This is a genomic window from Natrinema thermotolerans (assembly GCF_031165565.1).
Classification (GTDB): Archaea; Halobacteriota; Halobacteria; order Halobacteriales; family Natrialbaceae; genus Natrinema; species Natrinema thermotolerans.
Window position 1 is genome coordinate 483,315 of the sequence record NZ_CP101873.1, and the last position, 24,007, is coordinate 507,321.

A 24,007-nucleotide genomic window follows, 5' to 3' on the forward strand; every position below is an offset into this window, starting at 1 on the left:
CCGAACCATCACACGTATCCCGTTCGATCCCCTTCATTCGTATCACACAGCCACTATGAGCATCACCGAACACGAACTCGAAATCAAACTCGAGGGGGTCGAGGACCCCGACATCGGCGAGGACATCGTTTCGCTGGGGCTGGTCAACGACGTCCGGATCGACGACGAGACCGCCCGGATCTCGCTGGCCCTCAACGCGCCGTATGCGCCCTCGGAACTGGAACTTGGCAACCGAGTCCGTGACGTCATCGAAGACGCCGGCCTCGAGCCCGACCTGCGGGCACACGTCGACGAGGAACACGGCTTCGATCAGGAGGTCCTCCCGCGGGTTCGCAACGTCATCGCCGTCTCCTCGGGGAAAGGCGGCGTCGGCAAGACGACGGTCGCGGCCAACCTCGCTGCCGGCCTCCAGAAACGCGGCGCGATGGTCGGGCTACTCGACGCCGACATCCACGGCCCGAACGTCCCCCAGATCCTGCCGGTCGAGAGCGACCCCGGCGTCACGCCCAACGAGGAGATCGTGCCGCCGCGGTCCGACGGCGTCCGCGTCATCAGCATGGGGATGATGATGGAAGACGAGGACGACCCCGCAATCTTGCGCGGCCCGATGGTCAACAAGTTCATGATGAAGTTCCTCGAGGGCGTCGAGTGGGGCCGACTCGACTACCTCATCGTCGACCTGCCGCCGGGGACCGGCGACGCGACGCTGAACCTCCTGCAGTCGATGCCAGTGACCGGGTCGGTCGTCGTCACGACGCCCCAGGAGATGGCCCTGGACGACACCCGCAAGGGGATCCAGATGTTCAACAAACACGACACGCCGGTACTGGGCGTCGTCGAGAACATGAGTTCGTTCGTCTGTCCGTCCTGTGGCGACCAGCACGGGCTGTTCGGGACCGGCGGGGCCGACACCATCGTCGACAAGTACGACGTGCCGTTGCTGGGTCGGATCCCGATCCACCCCGACTTCGGGGCCGACGGCAGCGAAGGGGCCCTCGTCAAGGACGACGACAGCGAGGTCCAGGACTCCCTCGAGGACGTCGTCGGCGAGATCGCCGACCGGATCGGCGAGCAGAACCGCCGCAAAGTCTCGGAGAACGTCTCCCACGAACCGACGAACAAGCTGCCGACCGAGACGGAAGACTGAGCGGACCTCATCTGTCGGGTGGTTTCGGTTCCTTCTTTCTCGCCCGCACCAAACCGTCACATGGCGCCCGATCGCGACCGAATTCCCACTAGCGTCTGCGAAAGCGAGTCCGCTCGCGGAAACCCCTCAAGAATTACATACTTTTTAGTAAGGAGAGGGGAATTTGACCGTATGAATCGGCGGCGATATCTCGCTGCTGTCGGGGCAGCAGCGCTCGCAGGATGCAGTGACGACACGGGTGAGGGGGGCGGTGATCCTGAAACCGAGAGCGATCAGACCGGCAGTGCGGACGGAACAGACGATGGGTCCGGTACACCACGGTTGGAGGTCGTCGACCTCGAGGCCCCGGAGCGATTGGCGATAGACACGCCCGTTCCCGTTCGAGTCGTCGTCAGAAATACTGGTGACCGCGCCGGCGAAACGGAACTCGACGTGACCGCCGGTGATCGACAGCGGTCGGAATCGGTCGCCGCCGACTCGGGCGAGACCACGACGGTCGAGATGGAGTTCGATGCGTTCGCTGCTGCGCGAACAGTAACGGTCGAAGCGACTGGCAGCGACGGCACCGACCCTCGAACGGCTGACCTCGAGATCGTCGAGCCAGAGCTATCGATTCGATACGATCTGGAGTCGACGCAGGTCGTCGGCGAGGACGAACGGGTTTCGATCACCGTCGAAAACCAGACAGCGGTCGATATCGAGACGGATATCTCGTTCGAGTTGGGTGCAATATCACGAACCGAGTCGGTCGGTCTCGATGCTAACGGGCAGGAAACGGTCGAGTTCTCGTATACGGTTCCCGACGGCCGCGGCACCACGACCGCCGAGATAACCGGATCGATCGACGGAACGGTTCGGACAGCGGACATCGAACTGATCGGCTTCTCCGATATGCTTCGAGTCAGTACTCGCGGCGAGCCGATCCGATACGATTGTAACTCCAGCTATAATTACGCGAGCGAATTCACCTGGGAACTCGAGGTCACGACCGTCGACGATGTCGATTTCACCGACCGGGAGGAACTCGAAGTCGGACTCGCTTTCTTCGACGGGCGGGGCCGATATCTGGGCGGTGCGACCGTCAGTGGCCCCGCTCCGCGAAGCGATAGCACGGCGATCTGGGAACTCGGTGCAACCGATTTCGTCGATAAAGAGCGCCACGGATACCCCGCCTGTACCTACGTCGATCGCATCCTCGACGCCGTCGACGGTAACGGATCGATCGTCGTCACTGACGAACCCGGAACGACGGAAACCGTCGAACTGTCGACTCCGACCGACGCGATCCGTGTCACTGATTCATTCGATCCGGTTCGACACGACTGTAATGACAGTTACAATTACGTCGGTGAATTCACCTGGGAACTCGAGGTGACGGGGACCGACGAGACGAGCCACACCGATCGGCCGGCCACCGAAGCGGAAGTCGAATTCTTCGACGGGCGGGGCCGATATCTCGGTGGGGCAATCGTTAACGGTCCGCTCCCGAGGGCTGGCGAGACGACGATTTGGGAAATCAGCGAGACCGACTTTCACAACGAAGAACGTCACGGCAACGTCGCCTGCACTCACGTCGATCGCATCCTCGATGCCGCCGACGGGGATGGTTCGATCGACGTCACGGACGACCGAAGAGCCGAAGAGCGCATCACGCTCTCCGAGCCGGCAGACGTCGTCCGTGTCACCACCTCGCGCGATCCCGTTCGATACGACTGTAACGATAGTTACAATTATGTCAGTGAATTCACGTGGGCGATAACCGTCACCACCGTCGGCGACACAGACTACACCCGCCGACCGGAGACCGAACTCGAACTCGCGTTCGTCGACCGAGAGGGAACGTACCTGGGCGGTGCGACCGTGAGAGGTCCCCTTCCCAAGCCCGGTGAAACGACCGTCTGGGAGATCGGCCTGACCGACTTCCACGACGAGGAGCGCCACGGGAACCCGGCCTGTACCTACGTCGACCGCATTCTCGAGGCGATGAACGACGGCGGCTCTCTCACCGTCGCCTGAGTGTGGCTGCGAGACGGAACGACTTCGATCGGGAAACGGACGCGTTCGCCTTCCCGGCGCCCCGGTATTATATTGCGAGCCAACGAACCGTCCCACATGCTCGATAGCTACGCCGAATCGATCGCCGACCTCGAGCCGGCCGACGGCGAGGTCGAGACCGCGGAACTGGCCGTCAGCGACGACGTCCTCGTGAAGGCCTTTGCCCTCGGCCCGGGGGCAGAACTCGAGGCCCACGACCACCCCGACAGCACGAACGTCTTTCACGTCCTCAAGGGGACGGTAACCGTCGTGCAGGACGACGAAAGCGAGGCGATCGATGCGCCCGGCGTCGTCCACCACGAGCGCGGTGTCGACCACGGTGCGAGCAACGAGACCGACGAGACGGTGATCTTCACCGCGAGCCTCTGTCCGCTGCCGTCTTAAATCTCAGTCGCGTTCGGTCGGCCCGTCCGAACACAGCGCGGCGACGTACTTGTCGACGTGGTCGTCGATCCGGCGCTTGTAGCCGGCCTGTCGGGCGAGGCGGTCGAGTTCGCGGGCGACGAGGCTGCCGTACTGGACCGCTTTCTTGTCCCGCTGGGCGACTTCGGCTGGGAGATAGTCGGCCGCGACGCGGCGGAAGCCGCGCTTCCGTTCCTCGGCGTCGGCCAGTAGCTCGTCGGGGAGCCGAAGCGCGGCCTCGATCACGGCGTCGTGGAGAAGCGGCGCGACGGGCTCGAGCCCCGTCGCTTCGATCGTCAACACGTCCCGCGGGAGCTGGTCGGGGAGGCTCCGGATCCCCTCCCGGACGGCCCCCCGAACCGTCTCGGCCGCGACCCGGTGGTCGAGTCGGACGACCTTCTCGTAGCCGCCGAACAGTTCGTCCGCGCCCTGCCCGACCGCGAGCGCGTCGAACCCGTCGGCGGCGACGCGTTCGCCGACCAGGTACAGCGGCAGGGCGATCTGGACGTCCATCGCGTTCGTCCGGCCGGTCGCTCGCACGACCTCCGGCACCGCCCGCTCGAGGTCCGCGGGCTCGAGGTCGACGACCGTCAGCTCGCGGCCCATCGCGTCGGCGGCCGTCTGCGCGGCTTCGACGTCGTGGCTGTCGGGGAAGCCGACGACGTACAGCGGCGCGTCCAGCAGTTCGGCGACCAGCGCCGAGTCGACACCGCCGGAGAAGGCGACCGCGATATCGCGGTCGGTCCCCAGCGCGGCGTCGGCCGCCGTCTCGATCGCCTGCTCGAGGGACGTGAGGGCGCGCTCGGGGGCGCGTGGCTCGGGATCGGGAAGGGACCAGTGCGATTCCGGCTGAGGAAGCGGCTCGTCAGCGGCTGCGGCCGCGCCGGCCGGGAAGAGGACGGGGTCCTCGAGCGGGGCCGGCTCGAACGCCCACGCCCGCCCCTCGTCCGCGGAGTCGTCGGCGTCGACGAACAGCGGCTCCCGGCCGAGGATATCGCGGACGAGGCGGCCGTCGACATGCCCGGCGAACCCGGTGCTACCGGGCAGCGGATCGGCCCGCTCGATGGCGTCGCGGACGGTCGCCGGGTCGCCGCGCAATTCGTCGGTCATCGGAGGATACTCAGAACGCGGCTCAGTCGTCGCGTGACCCCGCCGGCGAACTGCTGGACGCTGATCCGCCACGGCGTTCGCTTCCCCTCGACGGTCGTCCGGCCGTCGGCGATGGCCGCGAGGATCGCATCGGCCGAGCGCTCGTCGGCGTCGACCCGGGTGACCGCCTGCCCGACCATCTCGCTGATGTGGGCGTCGCTGCCGGCGGTCATCGGTAGCTCCCGCGACCGGGCGTAGCGCTCGGCCTGTCGGTTCGCGCGGCCGGTAAACAGCCGCGAGTTGTAGACCTCGATCGCGTCGCCCAGCGCGAGCTGGTCCCGGGAAATACGGGCCATAACGCCGTGGCGGGCCTCCTGAAACGGATGCGGGATCACCGCGAGCCCACCCTGGTCGTGGATCGCCTCGAGCGTCGACTCGAAGGAGAGTCCCGGCGGGACCGCCTCCTCGAGTCCCAGCCCCAGTACGTGGCCGGCCTTGCTCGAGATTTCCATGCCCGGAACCCCGACCAGTCCGTACTCGGGGGCCAGTTCGGCGGCCTCGAGGCTCGCGTCGATCTCGTCGTGGTCCGTCACGGCGATCGCGTCTAGCCCGACGGCCTCGGCCTGCTCCAAGATGAGTTCGACCGGGTCGCGACCGTCGTAGGACAGCGACGAGTGCGTGTGGAGTTCGACCGACAGCACGAGCGTACGTTTAGGCGGCCTGATCAAAAACGACTCGGTCCGTCGGCTGCGATCGTCAAATCCGATCGCCGATATCCATGAACGTGCATATAGAAACCCATTTACCGGCCGACTTTCACCACCTAGGTGAATGAGTCTTGCCGATTCGGACCGCGAACTCGTCGTTTCCGAGCTGGGGCGGGAACCGACTCGAGCGGAGGCGGCGCTGTTCGAGAACCTCTGGAGCGAACACTGTGCGTACCGCTCCTCGCGACCGCTGCTGTCGGCCTTCGACAGCGAGGGTGCGCAGGTCGTCGTCGGGCCGGGCGACGACGCGGCGGTCGTCGCGCTCCCCGGCGAGGAGGGCGAGGACGCGACGTACATCACGATGGGGATCGAGAGCCACAACCACCCCTCCTACGTGGACCCGTTCGACGGCGCGGCGACCGGCGTCGGCGGCATCGTCCGGGATACGCTCTCGATGGGGGCCTACCCCATCGCGCTCGCTGACTCGCTGTACTTCGGCGAGTTCGGCGACGACCACTCGAAGTACCTCTTCGAGGGCGTCGTCGAGGGGATCAGCCACTACGGGAACTGTATCGGCGTCCCCACCGTCGCCGGCAGCGTCGACTTCCATCCCGATTACGAGGGAAATCCGCTGGTCAACGTCGCCTGCGTCGGCCTGACGAACGAGGACCGGCTGGTCACTGCCGAAGCACAGGAACCGGGCAACAAGCTCGTCCTCGTCGGCAACGCCACCGGCCGCGACGGCCTCGGCGGCGCGAGCTTCGCCAGCGAGGACCTGGCGGAGGACGCCGAAACCGAAGACCGGCCCGCGGTTCAGGTCGGCGACCCCTACGCGGAGAAGCTGCTGATCGAGGCCAACGAGGCGCTCGTCGACGAGGGCCTGATCGAGTCCGCTCGCGACCTCGGTGCCGCCGGTCTCGGCGGGGCCTCGAGCGAGATGGTCGCCAAGGCCGACCTCGGCGCGCGGATCGAACTCGAGCGAGTTCACCAGCGCGAGCCGAACATGAACGCCCTGGAGATCCTGCTCGCCGAATCGCAGGAGCGGATGTGTTACGAGGTCGAGCCCGAGAACGTCGACCGGGTGCGCGAGATCGCCGAGCGGTTCGATCTGGGCTGTTCGGTCATCGGCGAGGTCACCGACGGTAACTACACCTGCACGTTCGACGGGGAGACAGTCGTCGACGTCGACGCCTACTTCCTCGGCGAGGGCGCGCCGATGAACGACCTTGCGAGCGAGGACCCCGTCGAACCGGAGACCGACCTGCCCGACGCCGACCTCGCGGCCGCCTTCGACGCCGTCGTTTCGAGCCCGAACACGGCCTCGAAACGGTGGGTCTACCGCCAGTACGACCACGAGGTCGGCGTGCGAACGAGCGTCGGCCCCGGCGACGACGCAGCAATCGTTGCGGTTCGGGAAGCCGAGCAGGGACTGGCGCTCTCGTCCGGTGCCGCACCGAACTGGACCGCCGCCGCGCCCTACGAGGGCGCTCGCGCGGTCGCGCTCGAGAACGCGACCAACGTCGCGGCCAAGGGTGCGACACCGCTTGCCGCCGTCGACTGTCTCAACGGCGGCAACCCCGAGAAGCCGGACGTCTACGGCGGCTTCGAGGGCATCGTCGACGGCCTCGCCGAGATGTGCGAAACGCTGTCGACGCCGGTCGTCGGGGGCAACGTCTCGCTGTACAACGACTCCGTCGCCGGGCCGATCCCGCCGACGCCGACGCTGGCGCTTGTCGGAGCGAAAGAGGGCTACGACGCCCCACCGCTGTCGGCCGCACCGGAGGGCGACCTGGTGCTGGTCGGCGATCTGGGTCTCGCCGACGACGCCCGGCTGGGCGGCTCCGAGTACCTCGCACAGTTCGGCGGCAGCGATCGGTTCCCCGAACTGCCCGACGACCCCGCGGCCCTGATCGAGACCCTCGCCGCGGTGGCCGACGACGACGCGACGCTCGCGGTTCACGACGTCAGCCACGGTGGGCTCGCCGTCTCCCTCGCCGAGATGGTCACCGAGGAGGCCGGCCTCGAGGTGTCGCTGCCGGGCGACGACCCCGCCGGCGAACTGTTCCACGAGCAGCCGGGTCGCGCGCTGATCCAGACCGAATCCGTCGCGGTGGTCCGCGAGGCGTTCGACGGCGTCGCCCCCGTCGTCGACCTCGGCACGGCGACCGACGACGGGACGCTGTCCGTCGACCTCGGCGACCGGACGATCGAAACCGACGCCGCCGAGATTCGGGAACGGCGCGCAACGATCGAACGCGGCCTCGAGTGACGGTCGCGGCGTGATGATCGGCGGGGACCGCGATCGACGTCCACCTTACTACCGCTACTCTCCGGTATATTGATATTCGTTCGGCACGGATTCTCCGCGAACGGCACAGCCGGAGGAACATCGATGTCCGATACCCCATCCGTCCTGATCGTCGAAGACGAGCCCGACCTCGCGGATCTCTATGCCGCCTGGCTCGAGGAGGAGTGTCGCGTCCGCACGGCTTACGACGGCGCCGAGGCGCTCGATGCGATCGATGAGACGATCGACGTCGTATTGCTCGATCGGCGGATGCCGGGGCTCTCGGGCGATACCGTCCTCGACACCATGCGGGAACGGAACCTCGATTGCCGGGTCGCGATGGTGACAGCGGTCGAGCCCGACTTCGACATCGTCGAGATGGGGTTCGACGATTACCTGGTCAAGCCGGTTTCGGGCGACGAACTCGTCGACGTGATCGACCAGTTACTGCTTCGTTCGACCTACGACGACCAGCTCCGTGAGTTCTTCGCACTCGCCGCGAAGAAGGCGCTGTTGGACGACCAGAAGACCGCGGCCGAACGCCAGTCGAGTCAGGAGTACGCCGAACTCGAGGACCGACTGGCCGTCCTCCGGGTCCGGGTCGACGACACGATGCAGGAACTCTTAGCGCAGGACGGCTACCGACAGCTCTGGCGGGACATCGCGGGTGAGTCGTTCGAAACGGAATAACGTTTACGCGGGGTCCCGCTCGAGGGTCGTTATTTCCCTGATTTCGATCCGGGTGCCGCCGTTGTCGCCGTTGGTGACCGTACACGTCCAGTCGTGGGCCTCGGCGATCGCCCGGACGAGCGCGAGCCCGAGGCCGTCGATCGCGGTGTCGTCGTCGGCAGTCGGATCGAGGACGCGATCGTGTGCGTTCGGCGGGATTTCCGCGGCATCATCGAGGAGGAAGAACCCGCGGCTGCCGTCGTCTTCGAACCCGACCAGTCCGATCTGGATCGTTACGTCGTCGTTCGCCCGAGCGACCGCGCTGTCGAACGCCGTCTGGAGGAGGTGGACGAACCGGTCGGGATCGGCCCGGAGCGCGGCCGGCGCGTCCACGACGACGTTATTGGGGTCCAGCCGGGAGTCGGCGAGCGCGTCGTCGATCGCCGACTCGAGCCGGAGCCGGCTGCGCGGGCCGACCGCGGAGGCGTTGCGGGCGAACTCCCGGACGTCGTCGACGAGCCGTTCGGCCCGGTCGAGCGTCGTCTCGACGGTGTCTTCCGCCAGCGGGAACTCCCACTCGTCGGCTCCGTCGTCCGCGAGGGCGTCGGCGACGGCCTCGAGTTGCCGTTGCAGGTCGCTCGAGAGGATCTCGGCGACGGCCTCGAGGCGTTCGGTCTGGCGCTCGAGTTCGGCCGTCCGATCCCGCAGGACTCGTTCCCGGTCCGCCCGATCGAGGGCGGCGCGAGTGTTCTCGACGAGCGTCGAGATGAGGTCGACGTCGGTTTCGTCGAACCAGTGGGGGTCGTACGAGCCCGTCATGAGGACCCCGTGGGTCCCGATCGGGGCGATGATCTCCGATCGAAGCGGCGTCTCGGGGTTGTAGAGCCCGTCGGTATCGCCGAGATCGTCGAACAGTTGGACCTCGCCGCCCTCGAAGACCTCCCAGACCAACCCCTCGCCGGGGTTGAACCGCGGGAGGCCGCCGAACTCGTCGTGGGCCCCCGCGGTGCCGGCGACCGGTTCGAGGTAGCCCTGTTCCTCCTCGAGCAGCCAGACGCCGCTGATGGGGAGATCGAGCAGGTCGCTGCCGGCGTGGACGGCGATCGCACAGATCTCCTCGGGATCGTCGGACTCGAGCAGCCACCGGGTGACCTCGTGTAACGACGTGACGACGCGGTCGTACTCGTGTTGATCGGTGATGTCCCGGACGATCGCGGCGACCGTCGCGGCGTTGTCCTCGACGGGGACGAACCGGAACTCGCCCATCCGGTCGTCGCCGTCGGGGCCGACGTAGGGCAACTCGAGCTGGCGATGGGCGGCGTTGCCGACGTCGACGTCGGTGATCGCCCGTCCGATCTCGACGGCGTCATCGTCGTCGATCCCCGCTACTTCGGTCAGGGTCTCGACGTGTTCGCCGACGAGCGTCGAGCGGCCCGCGCCCAGCACCGACTCGGTCGCGCCGTTGACGGTGATGATCTCGCGGTTGCGATCGAGCGTGACGACGGCGTCGCGGATCGCCTCGACGACCGCGGCGTGTTGGGCGAGCGTCGTCTCCTGGGCCTTCCGCTCGCTGACGTCGCGCATGAACACGGAGAGGCCCGTTTCGGAGGGGTAGGCCCGTGCCTCGAACCACGTCTCGAGGGGGGCGTGATAGATTTCGAAGGAAACCGGCACCTGTTCGTCCATCGCGCGGTGAAAGCCCTCGGGGAACTGCGTCTCGACGGTCTGGGGGAACTCGTCCCACATGACCCGCCCGATCAGCTCCTCTCGGGAGCGTTTCAGCAACGTCTCCGCCCGCTCGTTGAGATAGGTGAACCGAAAGCTCGTATCGAGAGCGAAGAAGGCGTCGGTGACGCGATCGACGATCGGTACGGAACGCATCGTCACGACTCGCCACCCCACACCCGTCTCGGCGGCGTAGTCCCGCCCCCACACCCGAATAGATAACCGCTCGCAACCGTTGGAATCATCGACGGATAGTTACTGGATAGTTAGTAAACCCCCTATTTCAGTGTCGTGGCCGAGCGCCGGTGTGTGTCTGAGTGACATGGGTCGGCGCCGAGCGGAGTCGGGTCGTCCGGTCCAGGCAGGCGAGTTATCCCGATCGATCGGATAGGAACGACGCCATGGTCGACTTCTTCGAACGACTCTCGATCCTCCTCGGCAGCGCGACCGTCCTCGCGGTCTGTCTCGTCCTGCTCGCGAGCGGCCTCCTCGAACTCGGGCTGGACCGACGGCTGCGATCCGGCCTGGTGCCGAGCCTCGGTCTGCTCGTCTCCGCCGCCACGCTCGCGGTCTGGGACGCGTCGAATGGCGATGTCGACGACCCCTGAGGTCCCTCGAGCCGGGGGCTCGCGGCGGGACTGTTCGTCTCGGCGACTCGGCCGACAAAACGATACGGGTCGGCGATGCCGGCTCAGGCGTTGTCGGCGACGAACGCCTCGATCCGGTTCAGCGCCTCCCGAAGGTCCTCGAGGCCGGTCGCGTAGGAGATCCGCAGGTGGCCCTCGCCGCCGGTGCCGAAGACGTCGCCGGGAACGACGGCTACGCCCTGTTCGCGCAGCACTTCCTCGGCGAACTCCTCGGCGGTAAAGCCCTCTGGGACCTCGGGGAAGCAGTAGAACGCCCCCTTGGCCTCGAAGACGTCCATCCCGATTTCCCGGAACCGCGAGAGGACGAACTGTCGGCGGCGGTCGTACTGATCGACCATCTCCCGGACGTCGTCCTCGCAGGAATCGAGCGCCTCGAGGGCGGCGTACTGGGCGGTCGTCGGGGCCGACAGCATCGTGTACTGGTGGATCTTGTTCATCGCACCGATGGCGTCGGCCGGGCCGAGCGCATAGCCCAGTCGGAGGCCGGTCATCGCGTGGGCCTTCGAGAAGCCGTTGAAGACGATCGTCCGCTCGCGCATCCCCTCGAAGCTCGCGATCGAGGTGTGATCCCCGTCGTAGGTCAGCTCTGCGTAGATCTCGTCCGAGAGGACCATCAGGTCGTGTTCGCGGGCGAACTCGGCGATCGGCTCGAGGTCCTCGGCGGGCATGATCGCGCCGGTCGGGTTGTTCGGATAACAGAGGACGAGGACGTCGGCCTCGTCGGCACCCGCTTTCTCGAGGCCCTCGACGGTGAGCCGGAAGTCGTCTTCCTCTTTCGTGGGGACCGGCAGCACTTCGCCGCCGGCGAAGATCACACCGGGCTCGTAGGAGATGTAGGAGGGCTGGGCGATCGCGACCGTGTCGCCGGGATCGACGAACGCCCGGAAGGCGAGATCGACGGCCTCGCTGGCCCCGGCGGTGACGATGATCTCCTCGTCGGGGTCGTAGCCCAGATCGAACCGATCGGCGACGTAGTCGGCGATCGCCTCGCGGAGGTCGCTCTTGCCGCGGTTGGCGGTGTAGGAGGTCTTGCCCTGCTCGAGCGAGGCGATGGCGGCGTCGCGGGCCGCCCACGGCGTCGCGAAGTCGGGTTCGCCCACGCCCAGCGAGATGACATCGTCGCGCTCGTCGGCGATCTCGAAGAACCGGCGGATGCCCGACGGCGGCACCGTCTGCACCCGGTCTGACAGTTCGAAGCTCATGGTCAGGGCGAGAAGGAAAGCCGGTCGTCGTCCTCGCCGTCGCCGAGTTCGATCCCGTTCTCCTTGTAGGAGGTCATCACGTAGTGGGTGACCGTCTGGGTGATCTCGGGGACGGGCGCGACCTTCTCGCTGATGAACTGTGAGACCTCGCGGATGGAGTCGCCTTCGACCTCCATATCGAAGTCGTAGTCGCCGCTGATCAGTCGGAGGGCTTTGACCTCCGGGAACTGTGCGAGGCGCTGGGCGATGTCGTCGTAGCCGGTCTCGCGGTCGAGCGTGACGTTCAACTCGACCTCGGCTCGGACGCGCTCGTCGGCGAGCTTGTCCCAGTCGACGACCGCTTGGTACCCGCGGACGACGCCTGCTGCCTCGAGTTCCTCGATGGTGGCTGCGACCTCGTTCTCGTCGAGGTCGGTCATTCGCGCGATATCGGCCGCGGAGTATCGCGCGTTCTCACGAAGCAACTCGAGCACCTCGCGTTCGCTCATACTGCCTGCAAGCGCGAGCGCGAGTAAAGGTCTAACGTTGTTCGTTCGTGAACGATCGTTCGGGATCCGACTACCGGTAGTTCTTGAACAACAGCGCCCGCACGTCGTCTTTCGTCTGGACCTGCTCGGTCGAGCCGTCCGGCAGATCGACGCTATACCGGTAGTCCGCCGAAGCCGCCTCCTCCCACTTGTCGTCGTGGGTCTCGAGCAGGCTCATCATCTCGTCTAACATGTCGTCGTCGTCAGCGGAGCCGTCATCGTCGGATCCGTCGTCGCCGTCGGTGTCGCTCTCGTCGTCCGCGTCGCTCTCGTCACCTCCCCCGTCCTCGCCGTCGTCATCGGCTCCTTCGTCCGCGTCGCTCGCATCGTCGTCGACCGGTTCCGCGGGATCGTCCGACTCGGACTCGAGGTCCTCGTCCCCGTCCGCGTCGTCCACGACCCCGTCGGTTCCCGGCGCCTCGCCCTCGATATAAGAGACTTCCTCGAGGTCGTGGGGATCGGCCTCGCCGTCGATGGCGGCCCCGACCGAGGCCGCGACGTCGTCGGTCGCCGAGGAGTCGAACTCGCCGTCGGCCTCGAGTTCGATCTCCTCGTCCAAGTTGTCGATCAGGAACTGCACCGCGTCCTGCTCGCGGACGAAGCCGTACTTGCCGACGACCGATTCGGAGATCTCCTCCCGGAGGTGCTGGATGAACGCGTACTGTTCGTCGGTGACCTCGAGCGTCTTCATACCCAGTCGATGCGGCCCGGGGTACAAATATGTAAGTCGTTGCGTGGAACTCGAGGAATCGGATCGGCCGGAACGGCGCCGGAATTAAGTGGCTCCGGGAGCCAGCCCCGAACGGCTATGGACGAGGTACTCGAACTCGCCGACGTCGTCGCCGATTCGGAACTCGAGGGTGCTGTCGTCTGGCTGCTCCGACTGGTCGGCCTGCTGGCGATCCTGGGCGGGCTCGGGCTCTGGCTGCTGACCGACATCGGCCTGATCGTTCCGCTCGCCCTGATCGCCGGCGGAATCGCCCTGCTGGTCGTCCCCGGCTTGCTCCTCGAGTTCGCGGAGCTGTTCGGCTAGGCCGCTGTGGCAGTCGCGAGTCGACGGGACGCGAACCGACCGCCCCGAACGTGAGACCTAAGGCCGAACGAGCCGAATCGACGACCATGGTTCTCACAGAGTCCGAGTCGGAACTCGAGGCCGGCGACCCCGCCCCTGAGTTCGACCTCGAGGGCGTCGACGGCGAGACGTATTCGCTCGACTCCTTCGCCGACGACGAGGCGCTGCTGGTCGTGTTCACGTGCAACCACTGCCCGTACGCGCAAGCGAAGTTCGACCTGCTGAACGAACTGGCCGCCGAGTACGACGACGTCTCGGTCGTCGGGATCAACCCCAACGACGCCGCGGAGTATCCCGACGATTCGTTCGAGACGATGCAAGCGTTCGTCGAGGAGGGACGGATCGACTACGATGCCTATCTCCGCGACGAGAGTCAGGCGGTTGCGCGAGCCTACGGCGCGGTCTGTACCCCCGACCCGTTCCTGTTCGAACGCGAGAACGGGGAGTTCCGGCTGGCCTACCACGGCCGACTCGACGACGCGCCCAACCCCGACGACGAACCGAGCCGGTATCAGATCCGCGAGGCGATCGACGCCGTGCTGGCCGGCGCGGACGTCGATCTCGAGTGGCAGCCCTCCCGGGGCTGTTCGATCAAGTGGAAAGAGGACTGAGTCGGTTCGACCCCCGAACGCCGCCCGCCGCCGCCCGTTCGTCCCCGGTCTTTAGTCCGTGGCCGGTATAGTCGGACGTGTGAGTCAGCATCCGCGAACCAACGCGCTTCGGGAGACGCTCGAGTCCGGCGACGTGGCGCTGGGCGTCCTCGAGAACACGTACAGCCCGACGGTCGTCGAACTCTACGCCGCCCTCGGCGTCGACTTCGTCTGGATCGACCTCGAACACGGCGGCCCCAGTCCCGTCGACGGCGGCCGGCTGGAGGAACTGCTCCGGGCGGCCGACGGCACGGATACCGAGCTGCTCGTTCGGCTCCCCGATACCGATCCCGCGCTCGTGCGGAAGGCCCTCGACGCCGGCGTGCGGAACGTCTTCCTCCCCAGAGTCGGAAGCAGCGAGGAACTCGAGGCGGCGGTCCGGGCCGGTCGGTTCGAGTACGACGGCGAACCCGGTCGCCGGGGCATGGCCAACCCTCGAGCGAGCCGCTGGGGGCTGACCGACGACTACGTGACCAGCGAGGACGAGTCGGTCGTCGTCGGGGTCACGATCGAGACGCAGTCCGCGCTCGACGAACTCGAGGACATCCTCGCCGTCCCCGAACTCGGCTTCGTCTTCATCGGCCCGCTCGATCTCTCGGTCTCGCTGGGTCATCCGGGCGAATTCGACCATCCGGAGGTCGAGGAGGCCGTCGAACGGATCCGATCGGCCGCCATCGAGGCGGACGTCCCGGTCGGTGGCCTCGGCTTCGGGATGGACGACGTCAACGAAAAGGCGGAGAACGGCTATCAACTGCTGAACGTCGGGACGACGACCGGCGCGTTGCAGTCGGCGGTCACGGGCTGGCTCGACGGCTACGACGGAGAGTGACCGTCGGGGTACCTGCTTGCGGACCCGTTATCGCTGGGTTGCGCGTCGGTACTGGACCGGCCACGCCTCGGCAACCGCGTCGGGGTCGCGCTCGAGGTCGCCGGTCGCGCGGAGCCCGAAGTACGGGTCCCGCAGGAACTCCCGACCGACGAGGACGAGGTCGGCTCGCTCGTTTCGGATCAGGGCGTCGGCCTGTTCGGGCTCGGTGACGCCACCGACGGTGCCGACGGCGACGTCCGCGCCCTCCCGGACCTGCTCGGCCAGCGGCACCTGAAAGTTCGGACCGCCCGAAATCGACTGGTCGGGGTGGAGCCCGCCGGAACTCACGTCGACCAGATCGACACCGAGATCGGCGAGGTCGTCGGCCAGCCGCACCGACTGCTCGATGTCCCACGACTCCCGATCGTCGAGCCAGTCGGTCCCCGAAATCCTGACGAAGACCGGCTTGTCGTCGGGCCAGACCTCGCGGACGGCGCCGACCACTTCGCGGACCAGTCGGGTTCGGTTCTCGAAGTTCCCGCCGTAGTCGTCCTCGCGACGGTTCGTGACCGGCGAGAGGAACTCGTGGAGCAGGTAGCCGTGGGCCGCGTGGACCTCGGCGATCTCGAACCCGGCCTCGAGCGATCGTTCGGCCGCCGCGCGGTAGGCGTCGATTACGCCCTCGATGTCCTCGGCGTCGGCCTTCCGCATCGCCGGCCGATCGCCGTCGAAGGGCGGATAGGCGTCGGGCGACGGCGAGAGTACCTCCCAGCCGGCCGCCCCCGAGGGCCCCGTTTCGTCGGGCTGGATCGGGACGTGGCCCTCCCACGGACGTTCCTTGCTCGCTTTGTGGCCCGCGTGGGCGAGCTGGATCGCCGGCACGCCGCCCTGATCCCGGATGAACTCCGTGATCGGCTCGAGGGCCTCGGCATGGTCGTCGCTCCAGATGCCCAGATCGTGGGGCGTGATCCGGCCCTCGGGGGAGACCGCGGTCGCCTCGGTCATGACGATGCCGGCCCCGCCGACGGCTCGGCTCCCGAGGTGGACGCGATGCCACTCGGTCGCGAGCCCGTCCGGGTCACAGGAGTACTGACACATCGGCGAGACGGCGATTCGGTTCCGCGTCTCGAGGTCCCGCAACGACAGTCCGGCAAGCAAGTCAGTCATCGACCGCTCGTATCCGCGGCAGGAGGAAAACGGCCGCGGAGGGAGCGGGGCTTGCCGGCTCGCGTCGGCCCGACCGAACGCGGTACCGGTATGGTCGTCGCGGTTCCAACGCCGATATGGAAACGGTATCCGCCATCATGGACCGATTCGACGCGTCCCACCCGGTGATCGGCATGGTCCATCTCCCGCCGCTGCCCGGCGCGCCGGGGTTCGGCGACGGAGACGAGAACGACCGTGAGGCTATCCGTCGCCGCGCGCTCGCGGACGCCCGCCGGCTCGAGGCCGGCGGGGTCGACGGAATCATCGTCGAGAACTTCGGGGACGCCCCGTTCTATCCCGACGACGTACCGAAACACGTCGTCGCGGAACTGACCGCGATCGCGACGGCCGTCACCGACGCCGTCGACGTTCCGGTCGGGATCAACGTCCTCCGAAACGATGCCGCGGCCGCGCTGTCGGTCGCCGCGGCCGCCGACGCCGCGTTCGTTCGCATCAACGTTCATATCGGTAGCGCCGCGACCGACCAGGGCGTCCTCGAGGGCCGGGCCCACGAGACGCTCCGGCTGCGCGACCGGCTCGCGACCGACGTGTCGATCCTCGCCGACGTCCACGTCAAGCACGCGAGCCCGATCGGCGACCGGGACATCGAACGTGCCGCGATCGAGACCGTCGAGCGCGGGCGGGCCGACGGTGTGATCGTCTCCGGACCCGGAACCGGAGCCGAAACGTCGCTCGCGGATCTCGAGCGCGTCGCCGACGCACTCGGCGATGCCGCGGGCGAGACCCCGGTGTTCGTCGGCAGCGGCGTCACGAGCGACACGGTCGACGACTGTCTCGAGTCGGGTGCCGACGGCGTCATCGTCGGCACCGCGCTCAAACGCGGCGGCGAGACGACGAATCCGGTCGCCGAGGCGCGGGTCGAGCGACTCGTGGCAGCCGCTCGAGCGGCGCTCTCGAGGGACGAGTGAACGGTCAGAAGTCAGAGTCCAAGCATCAACGGCCCGATGAGGACTCCCATCAGGTGAACGCGGCGACACCGCAGGCGTACCGGAACCATCCCGATCCCCGTCGCGACGGCGAAGATCGCGATTCCGATAACGCCGGTAAACAGGTACGAGAGCGCGAGCAACACGGCGAGGACGGCCACCGAAATCTTCCAGTAGGACACGTGCCCGACGGCGTCGAGATACGCGTCGCCCAGCGCGATCACGGCGACGAACCCGACCAGTCCCGCGAGGACGACGGCCGCAAGCAGGATCGGCAGCTCGAGGGGCGCAGCAGTTCCCTCGAAGGCGACCAACACGCCGGTCCGGGGCTGGCCGATGGCGACCAGGGCGAAAAGCGCGAAGATGGTGTTCGACGTGTCGACGCCACTGGTCGCGACGACGTAGCCGCGGTCGCTGGCCCCGTTCGGCACGACCGCAAGCACGGCGACGGCGGCGATGGCGGCCGAGATCCCCGGCAGGTAGCCGACGACGGCACCCGCGAGCGCGCCGGCGACCGCCGTCGTCCCGACGAACCGCCGCGAGGTCGTGACCGCCGTGCCCTCCTGGCGCGGGACGCCACCCCCGCGGACGGCGTCGATCAACACCGGCGCGCCGAACAGCCCGGCGAAAAGCGGTGCGAGGGTGCCGCCGGCCTCGAGCGGGGCGTCCGGCGAGAGATCCAGCGCGACCGCGCCGAGTCCGGTCGCCAGCGCGAAGGAAACGAGACCGCCGATCCGACCGCGTCGGGTGGGTTCCGAGGCGACCAGCGCCACCGCCACCATCGCGAGGACGAGCGAGAGGTGAGCCCGAACCGTCGGATACGCCGCCGTTACGACCGCGGTCACGGGAAGCGCGAGCGGGACCGCCACGAGGACGGCAAGCAGGCTCCCCAGCGCCGACAGACGGATCGCCTCGTAGCCCCGTCCCGCGAGGACCAGTCGATGGCCGGGGAGGGCGGTGACGGCCATCTCGGCGTCGGGGACGCCCAGCGCCATCGCGGGGACGGCGTTCAGGAACGTGTGGACGACGCCGGCCGCGAGCATCGCACAGCCGACGAACAGCGGTGGGCCTGGCACCGACGGCACGACGCCGGCCAGCAGGAACGCGAAGTTGTTGGCGTGCAGTCCCGGCACGAGCCCGCTACAACACCCCAGTAGGGAGCCCGCCAGCACCCAACCTAGCAACTGGAGGGTTACTGCCGGCTCGCTCACGGCTTCGATCGGCGCGGGCATCCCCGGCTCTGGCCGCGGCTTCGTTTATATGATCTCGGGCATCGCCTCACTGTTCCGGATCGTGATCGACGATTTCCTGGGGGAAGCCGGTCTCGTCGTCGGTTGAAATCGCGCTATCCGCAACGACGAGAGCCGCCGGAGATTGCTCGCTTGCGACGTAGCCGCGAGTACGAACGTTTGTATATCTGAACACAGAGACTGCATTTCAATGTGCATCCACAACCGTGCCCCTGTATCGTCACTTCCGAGGGGTCGGTTGGGTATACCCCCTTTGAGGGATTGACTGTTTCAGTCGTCGATTCTAATCTAACGCCTCCTTGGTTACTCGCTCGCTGAGCAGTAACCTCGTTGGTCGTTACATCAAGTTGTATTGTGATATCACCGTCTTCACCATCCTTGAAGCGTGTCGCCTTGGCTGAGACCGAACCATCCGATTCGAATACTACGTTGACAACTGTATCTCCGTCTTCATCGTCTGTTGTTCTTCCTTTTCGACCGCGATCTGGAGAAGATTTCACAGGGAATTCGACGATGTGCCGTGGGCCGCTTTCTTTTGAGGACTCTTTCCACTCCGAACGCACTACTCTGGAATCATCGAGTTGGACTGACCGGCGAGAAACTATCGACGACTCTCGCAGTAACGTTTTGTATTCAGGAGAGGCCGATGCCTTCAAAATGTATTTTTTCTTTTCATCGCCGGATAGCTCTTCTACATCTGGAAGGGGGACATCATCTGTATCTGATTGGCTAGCACCCCCGGTTCCTGAGAGTCCAGTTAGGGCGAACATTCCCCCACTGATTGTTTGTAATGCGTTACGTCGATTGAATGATGGGGTACCGTCACTACCATTATCGTCTTCTTCTCGTGTCATCAAAGCTAAGTCTAAAACGTATTATACTAGTATTTTCTATATAAAATTATACTTGGATACATAGATTATTTATCACGGATCTTCAAGAGACGGTGACCGCTAATGTCCTCGGGGACGCACCAGTACGTGTCCTGAAATTGATCTTAGCAAGAAATACAAGATCTGAAGAAGGGATACGAGGTGGTAGTCACAGAGAGATGTGGCCTTCATCGCACTCAAACGCGTTCTTACCGTCGACTCAACCCTCAATCGTCCCACCAACGTCGCCGGGTGTATTGGTCTCGGCCCCGTAATTAATCGTCGCTCAGTAAGTAGCCTGACCGCTACTGTACTCACCATCGCCACTCTCGGAGACAATCTGATTCCGGTTTCGGCCTCGATCGGCGTCGCCACTCGATCTCGAGTCGAAAGAAAATTCGGGATTGCAACTCGTCGGAACCGAACCGACGGGAACGTTATCCGAAGAGTTCGCCGAGACCCTCGCCGTCGGCCTCGTCGTCATCGTCGTCGTCGTCCGTCGTGTCCGGCACGTCGCTGGTCTCCTCGGCTTCTTCGGCTTCGTCGTCGCCGTCGTCGTCGGCTTCCTCGGCACCTGCAGCGCCGCCCGCGGCGGCCCCGCCGGCGGGGACGGCTGCGGCCTCGGAGACCGCGTCGTCGATGTCGACGTCCTCAAGCGCGGCGACGAGGGCCTTGACGCGGGACTCCTCGACGTCGACGCCCGCGGCGTCGAGTACGTTCGTCAGGTTGTCTTCGTTGATCTCTTCGCCCGATTCGTTCAGGATGAGTGCAGCGTATACGTATTCCATTGTTGGGTCCTCCGTTAGTTATCCGAACATCTCGCCGAGACCGGCCGCGCCGTCACCGTCGTCTTCGTCGTCATCGTCGTCGGTGTCGGCGTCTTCGGTCTCGGCCTCCTCTGTCTGGTCGTCTGCCGATTCGTCGTCAGCGTCGCCCTCATCGGCGGCCGCCGGCTGGGCGGCCGCGTCGACGTCCTGCAGTTCCTCGGGCAGGGCGTCCTCGTCGTCGATCTGGGCCGCGAGCGCACGCAGCTGTGCGTCGGCCTTGCTGACGAGGTCGGGCATGAGTTCTTCGTCCTCGATGGCGGCCTGCAGGCCGAGGCTCTTGGCCTCGCCCGTGGCCTTGGCAATGAGCGTCGGCGCCGTACTCGCGGTCGGGAAGCTCGCGTTGATCGCGAGGTTCCGTGCGCGGGCGGCGGCCGTCGACACGTCGCTCTCGTAGGCCTCGACGTCGATGTCGAGGTCCTCGGGGTCGAAGCGAACGCCGTCGGCGACGACGGCGCGCAGGTCGAGCCCGACTTCCTTGGGCTCGATCCCGAGTTCGTTGAGGACGTTCGCCAGATCCGCGGAGACTTCCTCGCCGGCCTCGAGGACCGTCGAGTCCTCCATGACCTGAATCGAGCCGTCCTCGATGCGCGCGTTCGCGCCGATGCTCTGGAGTTCGCCGACGAACGGCCCCGGATCGACACCGGTGTCCCCTTCGGGGATCACGATGTCGTTCGGCGCGACCTCGCCCTCGTTGATCGGTGCCGGCGTCTTCGACGCCTCGAGTTCCTTGTACAGCGAGAACGGGTTCTCGTTCGTGCCGACGATACCGACCTGGCCCTCGACGTGTTCGACGAGGTCACCGAAGCCGGCGTCTTCCAGCGCGCGGGACTGCAGCGTGTTGCGGCTGACCCGCAGCTGGGCCGTGCCGTACAGGTCCCGGCGCATGTCCTGGAGCTGTTTCGAGGGGATGCCGGCGATGCCGACGATGCCGACGCTGTCGTAGCGCTCGATGATCTCCTCGAGCTCCGCGACTTCTTCTTTCTTCCACTGGGGAAGGTTCTCGGTCTTGCGTTCGGCCTGTGCGCTCATTTAGGCCACCTCCACGGACGGCCCCATCGTCGTCTTCACGTAGACGGCGTCGATGTTCTGGGGGCCCTTCTCGAGGTCGGCGTGCAGGCGTCGCAGGATGACGTCGATGTTGTCGCCGATGTCCTCGGCGTCCATGTCCTCGGCACCGACGAGGGTGTGGAACGTTCGTCGGTCGCCGGAGCGAAGCTGCACGGTGTTTTTGAGCCGGTTGACGGTTTCGACGACGTCGTCGTCGGGCGAGAGCGGGTCCGGCATCTTCCCTCGGGGACCGAGAATGGTACCCAGGTGCCGGGCGATGTCTTGCATCATCGCCTCTTCGGCGATGAAGAAGTCCGTCTCGTCGGCCATGTCTTTGGCCTCGTCGTCGTCCAGATCCGCGACGTCATCGGCCGAGAGAACCTCGTCCGCCGCCTCCTCGGCGCGGACTGCGGTCTCTCCCTCGGCGATGACGACGATGCGGGTCTCCTGGCCGGTTCCGGCCGGCAGGACGATCGACTCGTCAACGCGGTTCGACGGTTCGTTCAGGTCTAAGTCGCGCAGATTAATCGCGAGGTCTACCGTCTCGGTAAAGTTCCGGTCCGGCGAGTCCTCGAGTGCGCGGGCTACTGCTGTTTCAATATCCGAATCTGCCATCGTTCACCTCCGTAGTACGCAGGACTGCTCCTACGGGTCAGTGAAACAGGCGATGCCTGTCTCTTTTGAACCAAGTGCGATGCTGGACTTAAACCCGTCGAACTACCCGCGCGCTCGCGTCAGGGCCGAACGCGGCGATCTCCGACGCGTACTCGGATCGTAGTCGATGAACGGGCCGCGAGTCCGTTCCGTCAGCGCAGCTATCAGTTTCGTAAGGAATCATTACAGTCCATTTCACCGAAAGTTCTATTATGCGTTGTCGTATACCATTCGTCTATGTGGCCATTAGACTTATATACCAGTATCGGGCCGGCAGTACTCGGCTCGATCGCCATGCCGGCGGCCGGCGGTGAACTCGAGGCGTATCGATCGCTCGACCCGCTCTTGCGGGCGGGGATTCAGTTCGCAGGGACGGTCCTCGTCGCGATGGTCGTGCTGGGGCTGCTCCAGAACTTCGGGACGCGAGCGATCGCGAAGTCCCGCCGCAGCCCGGTCATCTCGATCTGTCTCGGACTGCCGAGCCTGCTCGTCGTCGCCGGGCTCGCGGGGACGGGGTATCTCATCGTCGACACGAGCGTCGGGACGTTCTTTGGCATCCCGCTTGTCATCCTCGGGGTGACGGTCCTGCCGGCCGCGATCGCGATCGGATTCACCGCGCTCGGGCGCAACGCGGCCGCGATCGTCGGCCGCGATCGTCTCTGGACCGGTATTCTGGTCGGCGGGCTCATCCACGGGGCCGCCGGCCTGGTGTTCCCGGCGACGGTGGCCGTCGCCGCCCTCGCCGGCGCGCTCGGCATCGGTGCCGGCGTCCGCGTGCTGGTCGGCGGCGTCGGCGCGGCCCGCCCCGACGACCGGACCGTCCCGCCCGCGAACAAGATCTGAATCGGCCCGCCACCCCCGCCGGCGCTTCGCGTCCTCTATACCGTTCCGACGACTCGTAGCCTCGCGTGAACGCCTGCTACAGAAGATAGCACTGTAGGGTTCGCAACGACGCGCGCGGCTACGCACGCGACATCGAGAAACGACAAAACTCGGTCGGCCCGTGATTACGCTGCCGCTTCGTCGACGAGTACGTCGTCGTACTCGCCGTCGTCGACGCGCTCTTTGAACTCTCGAGCGTCGTTGCCCTCGATGGTGACGCCCATCGAGGCACAGGTACCGACGACTTCCTTCGCCGCGTTGCGGAGGTCGTAGGCCAGCAGGTCGGGGTGTTTCTGCTCGGCGATCTGTTTGACCTGATCGACCGAGAGGTCGGCGACGAAGTCCTTCTGGGGCTCGCCGCTGCCGGTCTCGAAGCCGGCCTCGTCCTTGACGAGTTCGGCCGTCGGCGGGACGCCGACGTCGATCTCGAAGGAGCCGTCGTCGTCGTAGTCGACGGTGACGGGGACTTCGGTCCCGTCGAACGCTTCGGTCTGGTCGTTGATCTCCTGTACGACGGCCTGCACGTCGACGGGGGTCGGTCCAAGCTCGGGACCGAGCGGCGGGCCAGGATTGGCCTGGCCACCCGGAACGAGCACTTCGATGGTTCCAGCCATATCCGTCACAACCCGTGCGCGAGTTTTAAGGGTTGCTAATTCGCGCAGTCATCGTCTGTGACCGTCTCACGTGCGGGTCCGATCGCCCGTCACTACTCGACGCTATCGGCGCGCCACGTCGCAAATGACTCGAGGACGTCGCTCTCGTCGAAGCGTTCGATACAGGGCACGTCGTTGGGATGCAGTTGCAGGACGCGGTCGACGAGGTCGTCGTAGGCGTCGTCGGTGGTCTTCGCCAGCAGGACGACCTCCTCGTCGCGGTGGATTTCTCCCTTCCAGCGGTACGTCGAGGTCGTCTCGAGGCGATTGACGCAGGCCGCAAGCCGTTCCTCGACGAGCGTCTCGGTGATTTCCGCAGCCGCCTCGGGCGGCGCTGTGACGTAGACGGTCGGCATATCCGACGCTACGCTCGAGGTGGGCAAAAACGTCCCGTCACGGGACACGTTGCCCGGGCTACCCGTCGTCGTTGACCGGATTGAACGTACCGTTGATGTCCCACTCGTGGATGCAGTGTGGGTTACCGACTTGCTTCTCGTCGTCCTCGAGCGCGAGTTGCCAGGCCTCGAGGTTCTCGTCCCATCGTTCGACTCGACTGCATTCTTCGCAGACTCTCGCGGTCGGTTTCCGTACCTGTGTACTCATTATTGGTCCGTGGGAACTCGACACATATAACGGTATCCGTGCGCGGCAAGTGCTGCCTCGCCGCTCGAAAATCGGGCGT

At 66.0% G+C, this 24,007-nt stretch carries 25 protein-coding genes; 11 read left to right on the plus strand and 14 right to left on the minus strand.

Going from position 1 to position 24,007, the window contains the following annotated elements:
• Positions 1 to 55 precede the first annotated feature (55 nt).
• The 3 genes from NP511_RS02590 to NP511_RS02600 all read left to right on the plus strand — a co-directional run bounded on the left by NP511_RS02590 (position 56) and on the right by NP511_RS02600 (position 3,586).
• A complete protein-coding gene (locus tag NP511_RS02590) occupies positions 56 to 1,147 on the plus strand; it encodes an Mrp/NBP35 family ATP-binding protein (RefSeq protein WP_006648768.1) in 1,092 nt (363 codons plus the stop codon).
• 60 nt (positions 1,148 to 1,207) lie between these two features.
• On the plus strand, positions 1,208 to 3,163 hold the full coding sequence (locus tag NP511_RS02595) for a COG1361 family protein (RefSeq protein WP_136396847.1): 1,956 nt from the start codon (positions 1,208 to 1,210) through the stop codon (positions 3,161 to 3,163).
• 96 nt (positions 3,164 to 3,259) lie between these two features.
• Entirely contained in the window at positions 3,260 to 3,586 is a 327-nt protein-coding gene (locus NP511_RS02600) for a cupin domain-containing protein (protein ID WP_049964286.1), read from the plus strand.
• A 3-nt stretch (positions 3,587 to 3,589) separates the two neighbouring features.
• On the opposite strand, the gene NP511_RS02605 is transcribed toward NP511_RS02600, so the two are convergent.
• On the minus strand, positions 3,590 to 4,714 hold the full coding sequence (locus NP511_RS02605) for an asparagine synthase C-terminal domain-containing protein (RefSeq protein WP_049964287.1): 1,125 nt from the start codon (positions 4,712 to 4,714) through the stop codon (positions 3,590 to 3,592).
• Complete coding sequence (locus NP511_RS02610; RefSeq protein WP_006648771.1) at positions 4,711 to 5,394, minus strand: PHP domain-containing protein; 684 nt, start codon at positions 5,392 to 5,394, stop codon at positions 4,711 to 4,713. The genes NP511_RS02605 and NP511_RS02610 overlap by 4 nt, the downstream gene beginning before the upstream one ends.
• 130 nt (positions 5,395 to 5,524) lie before the next feature.
• Between NP511_RS02610 and purL the strand changes: the two genes are divergently transcribed.
• Entirely contained in the window at positions 5,525 to 7,669 is a 2,145-nt protein-coding gene (gene purL, locus NP511_RS02615; protein ID WP_049964288.1) for a phosphoribosylformylglycinamidine synthase subunit PurL, read from the plus strand.
• Between the two features lie 123 nt (positions 7,670 to 7,792).
• Positions 7,793 to 8,377 carry a response regulator gene (locus tag NP511_RS02620; protein ID WP_049964289.1) on the plus strand — a complete coding sequence of 195 codons (585 nt, stop codon included), beginning with the start codon at positions 7,793 to 7,795 and terminating at the stop codon, positions 8,375 to 8,377.
• 3 nt (positions 8,378 to 8,380) lie between these two features.
• Here NP511_RS02620 and NP511_RS02625 read toward each other — a convergent pair whose 3' ends face one another.
• Positions 8,381 to 10,237: a sensor histidine kinase gene (locus tag NP511_RS02625; RefSeq protein ID WP_049964557.1), complete on the minus strand. Its 1,857-nt coding sequence runs from the start codon at positions 10,235 to 10,237 to the stop codon at positions 8,381 to 8,383.
• 245 nt (positions 10,238 to 10,482) lie between these two features.
• Between NP511_RS02625 and NP511_RS02630 the strand changes: the two genes are divergently transcribed.
• Positions 10,483 to 10,689: a hypothetical protein gene (locus NP511_RS02630; RefSeq protein ID WP_049964290.1), complete on the plus strand. Its 207-nt coding sequence runs from the start codon at positions 10,483 to 10,485 to the stop codon at positions 10,687 to 10,689.
• An 83-nt stretch (positions 10,690 to 10,772) separates the two neighbouring features.
• Here the strand turns inward: NP511_RS02630 and NP511_RS02635 are convergent, their stop codons facing one another.
• From NP511_RS02635 to NP511_RS02645, 3 genes are all read right to left on the minus strand, one after another.
• On the minus strand, positions 10,773 to 11,930 hold the full coding sequence (locus NP511_RS02635; protein ID WP_006648775.1) for a pyridoxal phosphate-dependent aminotransferase: 1,158 nt from the start codon (positions 11,928 to 11,930) through the stop codon (positions 10,773 to 10,775).
• A gap of 2 nt (positions 11,931 to 11,932) precedes the next feature.
• Positions 11,933 to 12,418, minus strand: coding sequence for an Lrp/AsnC family transcriptional regulator (locus tag NP511_RS02640; protein WP_049964291.1), 486 nt, complete (start codon positions 12,416 to 12,418; stop codon positions 11,933 to 11,935).
• Positions 12,419 to 12,488: 70 nt separating this feature from the next.
• Positions 12,489 to 13,148: a hypothetical protein gene (locus NP511_RS02645; RefSeq protein ID WP_049964292.1), complete on the minus strand. Its 660-nt coding sequence runs from the start codon at positions 13,146 to 13,148 to the stop codon at positions 12,489 to 12,491.
• 117 nt (positions 13,149 to 13,265) lie between these two features.
• On the opposite strand from NP511_RS02645, the gene NP511_RS02650 reads away from it, so the two are divergent.
• The 3 genes from NP511_RS02650 to NP511_RS02660 all read left to right on the plus strand — a co-directional run bounded on the left by NP511_RS02650 (position 13,266) and on the right by NP511_RS02660 (position 15,008).
• Positions 13,266 to 13,490, plus strand: a complete 225-nt coding sequence (locus NP511_RS02650; RefSeq protein ID WP_006648778.1) for a hypothetical protein — start codon at positions 13,266 to 13,268, stop codon at positions 13,488 to 13,490.
• An 86-nt stretch (positions 13,491 to 13,576) separates the two neighbouring features.
• A complete protein-coding gene (locus NP511_RS02655) occupies positions 13,577 to 14,140 on the plus strand; it encodes a thioredoxin family protein (protein ID WP_049964293.1) in 564 nt (187 codons plus the stop codon).
• Between the two features lie 79 nt (positions 14,141 to 14,219).
• Positions 14,220 to 15,008, plus strand: coding sequence for an HpcH/HpaI aldolase family protein (locus tag NP511_RS02660; protein WP_049964294.1), 789 nt, complete (start codon positions 14,220 to 14,222; stop codon positions 15,006 to 15,008).
• Positions 15,009 to 15,035: 27 nt separating this feature from the next.
• On the opposite strand, the gene NP511_RS02665 is transcribed toward NP511_RS02660, so the two are convergent.
• Positions 15,036 to 16,154 (minus strand): NADH:flavin oxidoreductase/NADH oxidase, encoded by a 1,119-nt coding sequence (locus NP511_RS02665; protein ID WP_049964295.1) that lies wholly within the window; start codon positions 16,152 to 16,154, stop codon positions 15,036 to 15,038.
• A 116-nt stretch (positions 16,155 to 16,270) separates the two neighbouring features.
• On the opposite strand from NP511_RS02665, the gene NP511_RS02670 reads away from it, so the two are divergent.
• Positions 16,271 to 17,122, plus strand: coding sequence for a BtpA/SgcQ family protein (locus NP511_RS02670; protein ID WP_049964296.1), 852 nt, complete (start codon positions 16,271 to 16,273; stop codon positions 17,120 to 17,122).
• A gap of 11 nt (positions 17,123 to 17,133) precedes the next feature.
• Here NP511_RS02670 and NP511_RS02675 read toward each other — a convergent pair whose 3' ends face one another.
• From NP511_RS02675 to NP511_RS02690, 4 genes are all read right to left on the minus strand, one after another.
• On the minus strand, positions 17,134 to 18,372 hold the full coding sequence (locus NP511_RS02675; RefSeq protein WP_049964297.1) for a tripartite tricarboxylate transporter permease: 1,239 nt from the start codon (positions 18,370 to 18,372) through the stop codon (positions 17,134 to 17,136).
• Positions 18,373 to 19,699: 1,327 nt separating this feature from the next.
• Positions 19,700 to 20,050, minus strand: a complete 351-nt coding sequence (gene rpl12p / locus NP511_RS02680; RefSeq protein WP_049964298.1) for a 50S ribosomal protein P1 — start codon at positions 20,048 to 20,050, stop codon at positions 19,700 to 19,702.
• Positions 20,051 to 20,068: 18 nt separating this feature from the next.
• Entirely contained in the window at positions 20,069 to 21,118 is a 1,050-nt protein-coding gene (locus tag NP511_RS02685) for a 50S ribosomal protein L10 (RefSeq protein WP_006648785.1), read from the minus strand.
• Positions 21,119 to 21,751: a 50S ribosomal protein L1 gene (locus NP511_RS02690; RefSeq protein WP_006181598.1), complete on the minus strand. Its 633-nt coding sequence runs from the start codon at positions 21,749 to 21,751 to the stop codon at positions 21,119 to 21,121.
• A gap of 276 nt (positions 21,752 to 22,027) precedes the next feature.
• Between NP511_RS02690 and NP511_RS02695 the strand changes: the two genes are divergently transcribed.
• On the plus strand, positions 22,028 to 22,633 hold the full coding sequence (locus NP511_RS02695) for a hypothetical protein (protein WP_371827945.1): 606 nt from the start codon (positions 22,028 to 22,030) through the stop codon (positions 22,631 to 22,633).
• A 164-nt stretch (positions 22,634 to 22,797) separates the two neighbouring features.
• Here the strand turns inward: NP511_RS02695 and NP511_RS02700 are convergent, their stop codons facing one another.
• From NP511_RS02700 to NP511_RS02710, 3 genes are all read right to left on the minus strand, one after another.
• The gene (locus NP511_RS02700) at positions 22,798 to 23,286 is read right to left on the minus strand and encodes a 50S ribosomal protein L11 (protein ID WP_006181600.1); all 489 of its coding nucleotides are present in this window, start codon (positions 23,284 to 23,286) and stop codon (positions 22,798 to 22,800) included.
• A 92-nt stretch (positions 23,287 to 23,378) separates the two neighbouring features.
• Positions 23,379 to 23,681 (minus strand): divalent-cation tolerance protein CutA, encoded by a 303-nt coding sequence (gene cutA, locus NP511_RS02705; RefSeq protein ID WP_049964299.1) that lies wholly within the window; start codon positions 23,679 to 23,681, stop codon positions 23,379 to 23,381.
• A 58-nt stretch (positions 23,682 to 23,739) separates the two neighbouring features.
• Entirely contained in the window at positions 23,740 to 23,928 is a 189-nt protein-coding gene (locus tag NP511_RS02710; protein ID WP_049964300.1) for an HEWD family protein, read from the minus strand.
• Positions 23,929 to 24,007 lie beyond the last annotated feature (79 nt).

What these genes read in the sequence shown, in the direction of transcription:
- NP511_RS02695 (WP_371827945.1), top strand. Translation starts at nt 22,028, where the DNA reads ATGTGGCCATTAGACTTATATACCAGTATCGGGCCGGCAGTACTCGGC.
- NP511_RS02625 (WP_049964557.1), bottom strand. Translation starts at nt 10,237, where the DNA reads ATGCGTTCCGTACCGATCGTCGATCGCGTCACCGACGCCTTCTTCGCT.
- NP511_RS02700 (WP_006181600.1), bottom strand. Translation starts at nt 23,286, where the DNA reads ATGGCTGGAACCATCGAAGTGCTCGTTCCGGGTGGCCAGGCCAATCCT.
- NP511_RS02590 (WP_006648768.1), top strand. Translation starts at nt 56, where the DNA reads ATGAGCATCACCGAACACGAACTCGAAATCAAACTCGAGGGGGTCGAG.
- NP511_RS02690 (WP_006181598.1), bottom strand. Translation starts at nt 21,751, where the DNA reads ATGGCAGATTCGGATATTGAAACAGCAGTAGCCCGCGCACTCGAGGAC.
- NP511_RS02675 (WP_049964297.1), bottom strand. Translation starts at nt 18,372, where the DNA reads ATGCCCGCGCCGATCGAAGCCGTGAGCGAGCCGGCAGTAACCCTCCAG.
- NP511_RS02640 (WP_049964291.1), bottom strand. Translation starts at nt 12,418, where the DNA reads ATGAGCGAACGCGAGGTGCTCGAGTTGCTTCGTGAGAACGCGCGATAC.
- NP511_RS02595 (WP_136396847.1), top strand. Translation starts at nt 1,208, where the DNA reads ATGGCGCCCGATCGCGACCGAATTCCCACTAGCGTCTGCGAAAGCGAG.
- NP511_RS02665 (WP_049964295.1), bottom strand. Translation starts at nt 16,154, where the DNA reads ATGACTGACTTGCTTGCCGGACTGTCGTTGCGGGACCTCGAGACGCGG.
- NP511_RS02655 (WP_049964293.1), top strand. Translation starts at nt 13,577, where the DNA reads ATGGTTCTCACAGAGTCCGAGTCGGAACTCGAGGCCGGCGACCCCGCC.
- NP511_RS02645 (WP_049964292.1), bottom strand. Translation starts at nt 13,148, where the DNA reads ATGAAGACGCTCGAGGTCACCGACGAACAGTACGCGTTCATCCAGCAC.
- NP511_RS02650 (WP_006648778.1), top strand. Translation starts at nt 13,266, where the DNA reads ATGGACGAGGTACTCGAACTCGCCGACGTCGTCGCCGATTCGGAACTC.
- NP511_RS02600 (WP_049964286.1), top strand. Translation starts at nt 3,260, where the DNA reads ATGCTCGATAGCTACGCCGAATCGATCGCCGACCTCGAGCCGGCCGAC.
- NP511_RS02620 (WP_049964289.1), top strand. Translation starts at nt 7,793, where the DNA reads ATGTCCGATACCCCATCCGTCCTGATCGTCGAAGACGAGCCCGACCTC.
- rpl12p (WP_049964298.1), bottom strand. Translation starts at nt 20,050, where the DNA reads ATGGAATACGTATACGCTGCACTCATCCTGAACGAATCGGGCGAAGAG.
- NP511_RS02710 (WP_049964300.1), bottom strand. Translation starts at nt 23,928, where the DNA reads ATGAGTACACAGGTACGGAAACCGACCGCGAGAGTCTGCGAAGAATGC.
- NP511_RS02670 (WP_049964296.1), top strand. Translation starts at nt 16,271, where the DNA reads ATGGAAACGGTATCCGCCATCATGGACCGATTCGACGCGTCCCACCCG.
- NP511_RS02685 (WP_006648785.1), bottom strand. Translation starts at nt 21,118, where the DNA reads ATGAGCGCACAGGCCGAACGCAAGACCGAGAACCTTCCCCAGTGGAAG.
- cutA (WP_049964299.1), bottom strand. Translation starts at nt 23,681, where the DNA reads ATGCCGACCGTCTACGTCACAGCGCCGCCCGAGGCGGCTGCGGAAATC.
- purL (WP_049964288.1), top strand. Translation starts at nt 5,525, where the DNA reads ATGAGTCTTGCCGATTCGGACCGCGAACTCGTCGTTTCCGAGCTGGGG.
- NP511_RS02630 (WP_049964290.1), top strand. Translation starts at nt 10,483, where the DNA reads ATGGTCGACTTCTTCGAACGACTCTCGATCCTCCTCGGCAGCGCGACC.
- NP511_RS02605 (WP_049964287.1), bottom strand. Translation starts at nt 4,714, where the DNA reads ATGACCGACGAATTGCGCGGCGACCCGGCGACCGTCCGCGACGCCATC.
- NP511_RS02635 (WP_006648775.1), bottom strand. Translation starts at nt 11,930, where the DNA reads ATGAGCTTCGAACTGTCAGACCGGGTGCAGACGGTGCCGCCGTCGGGC.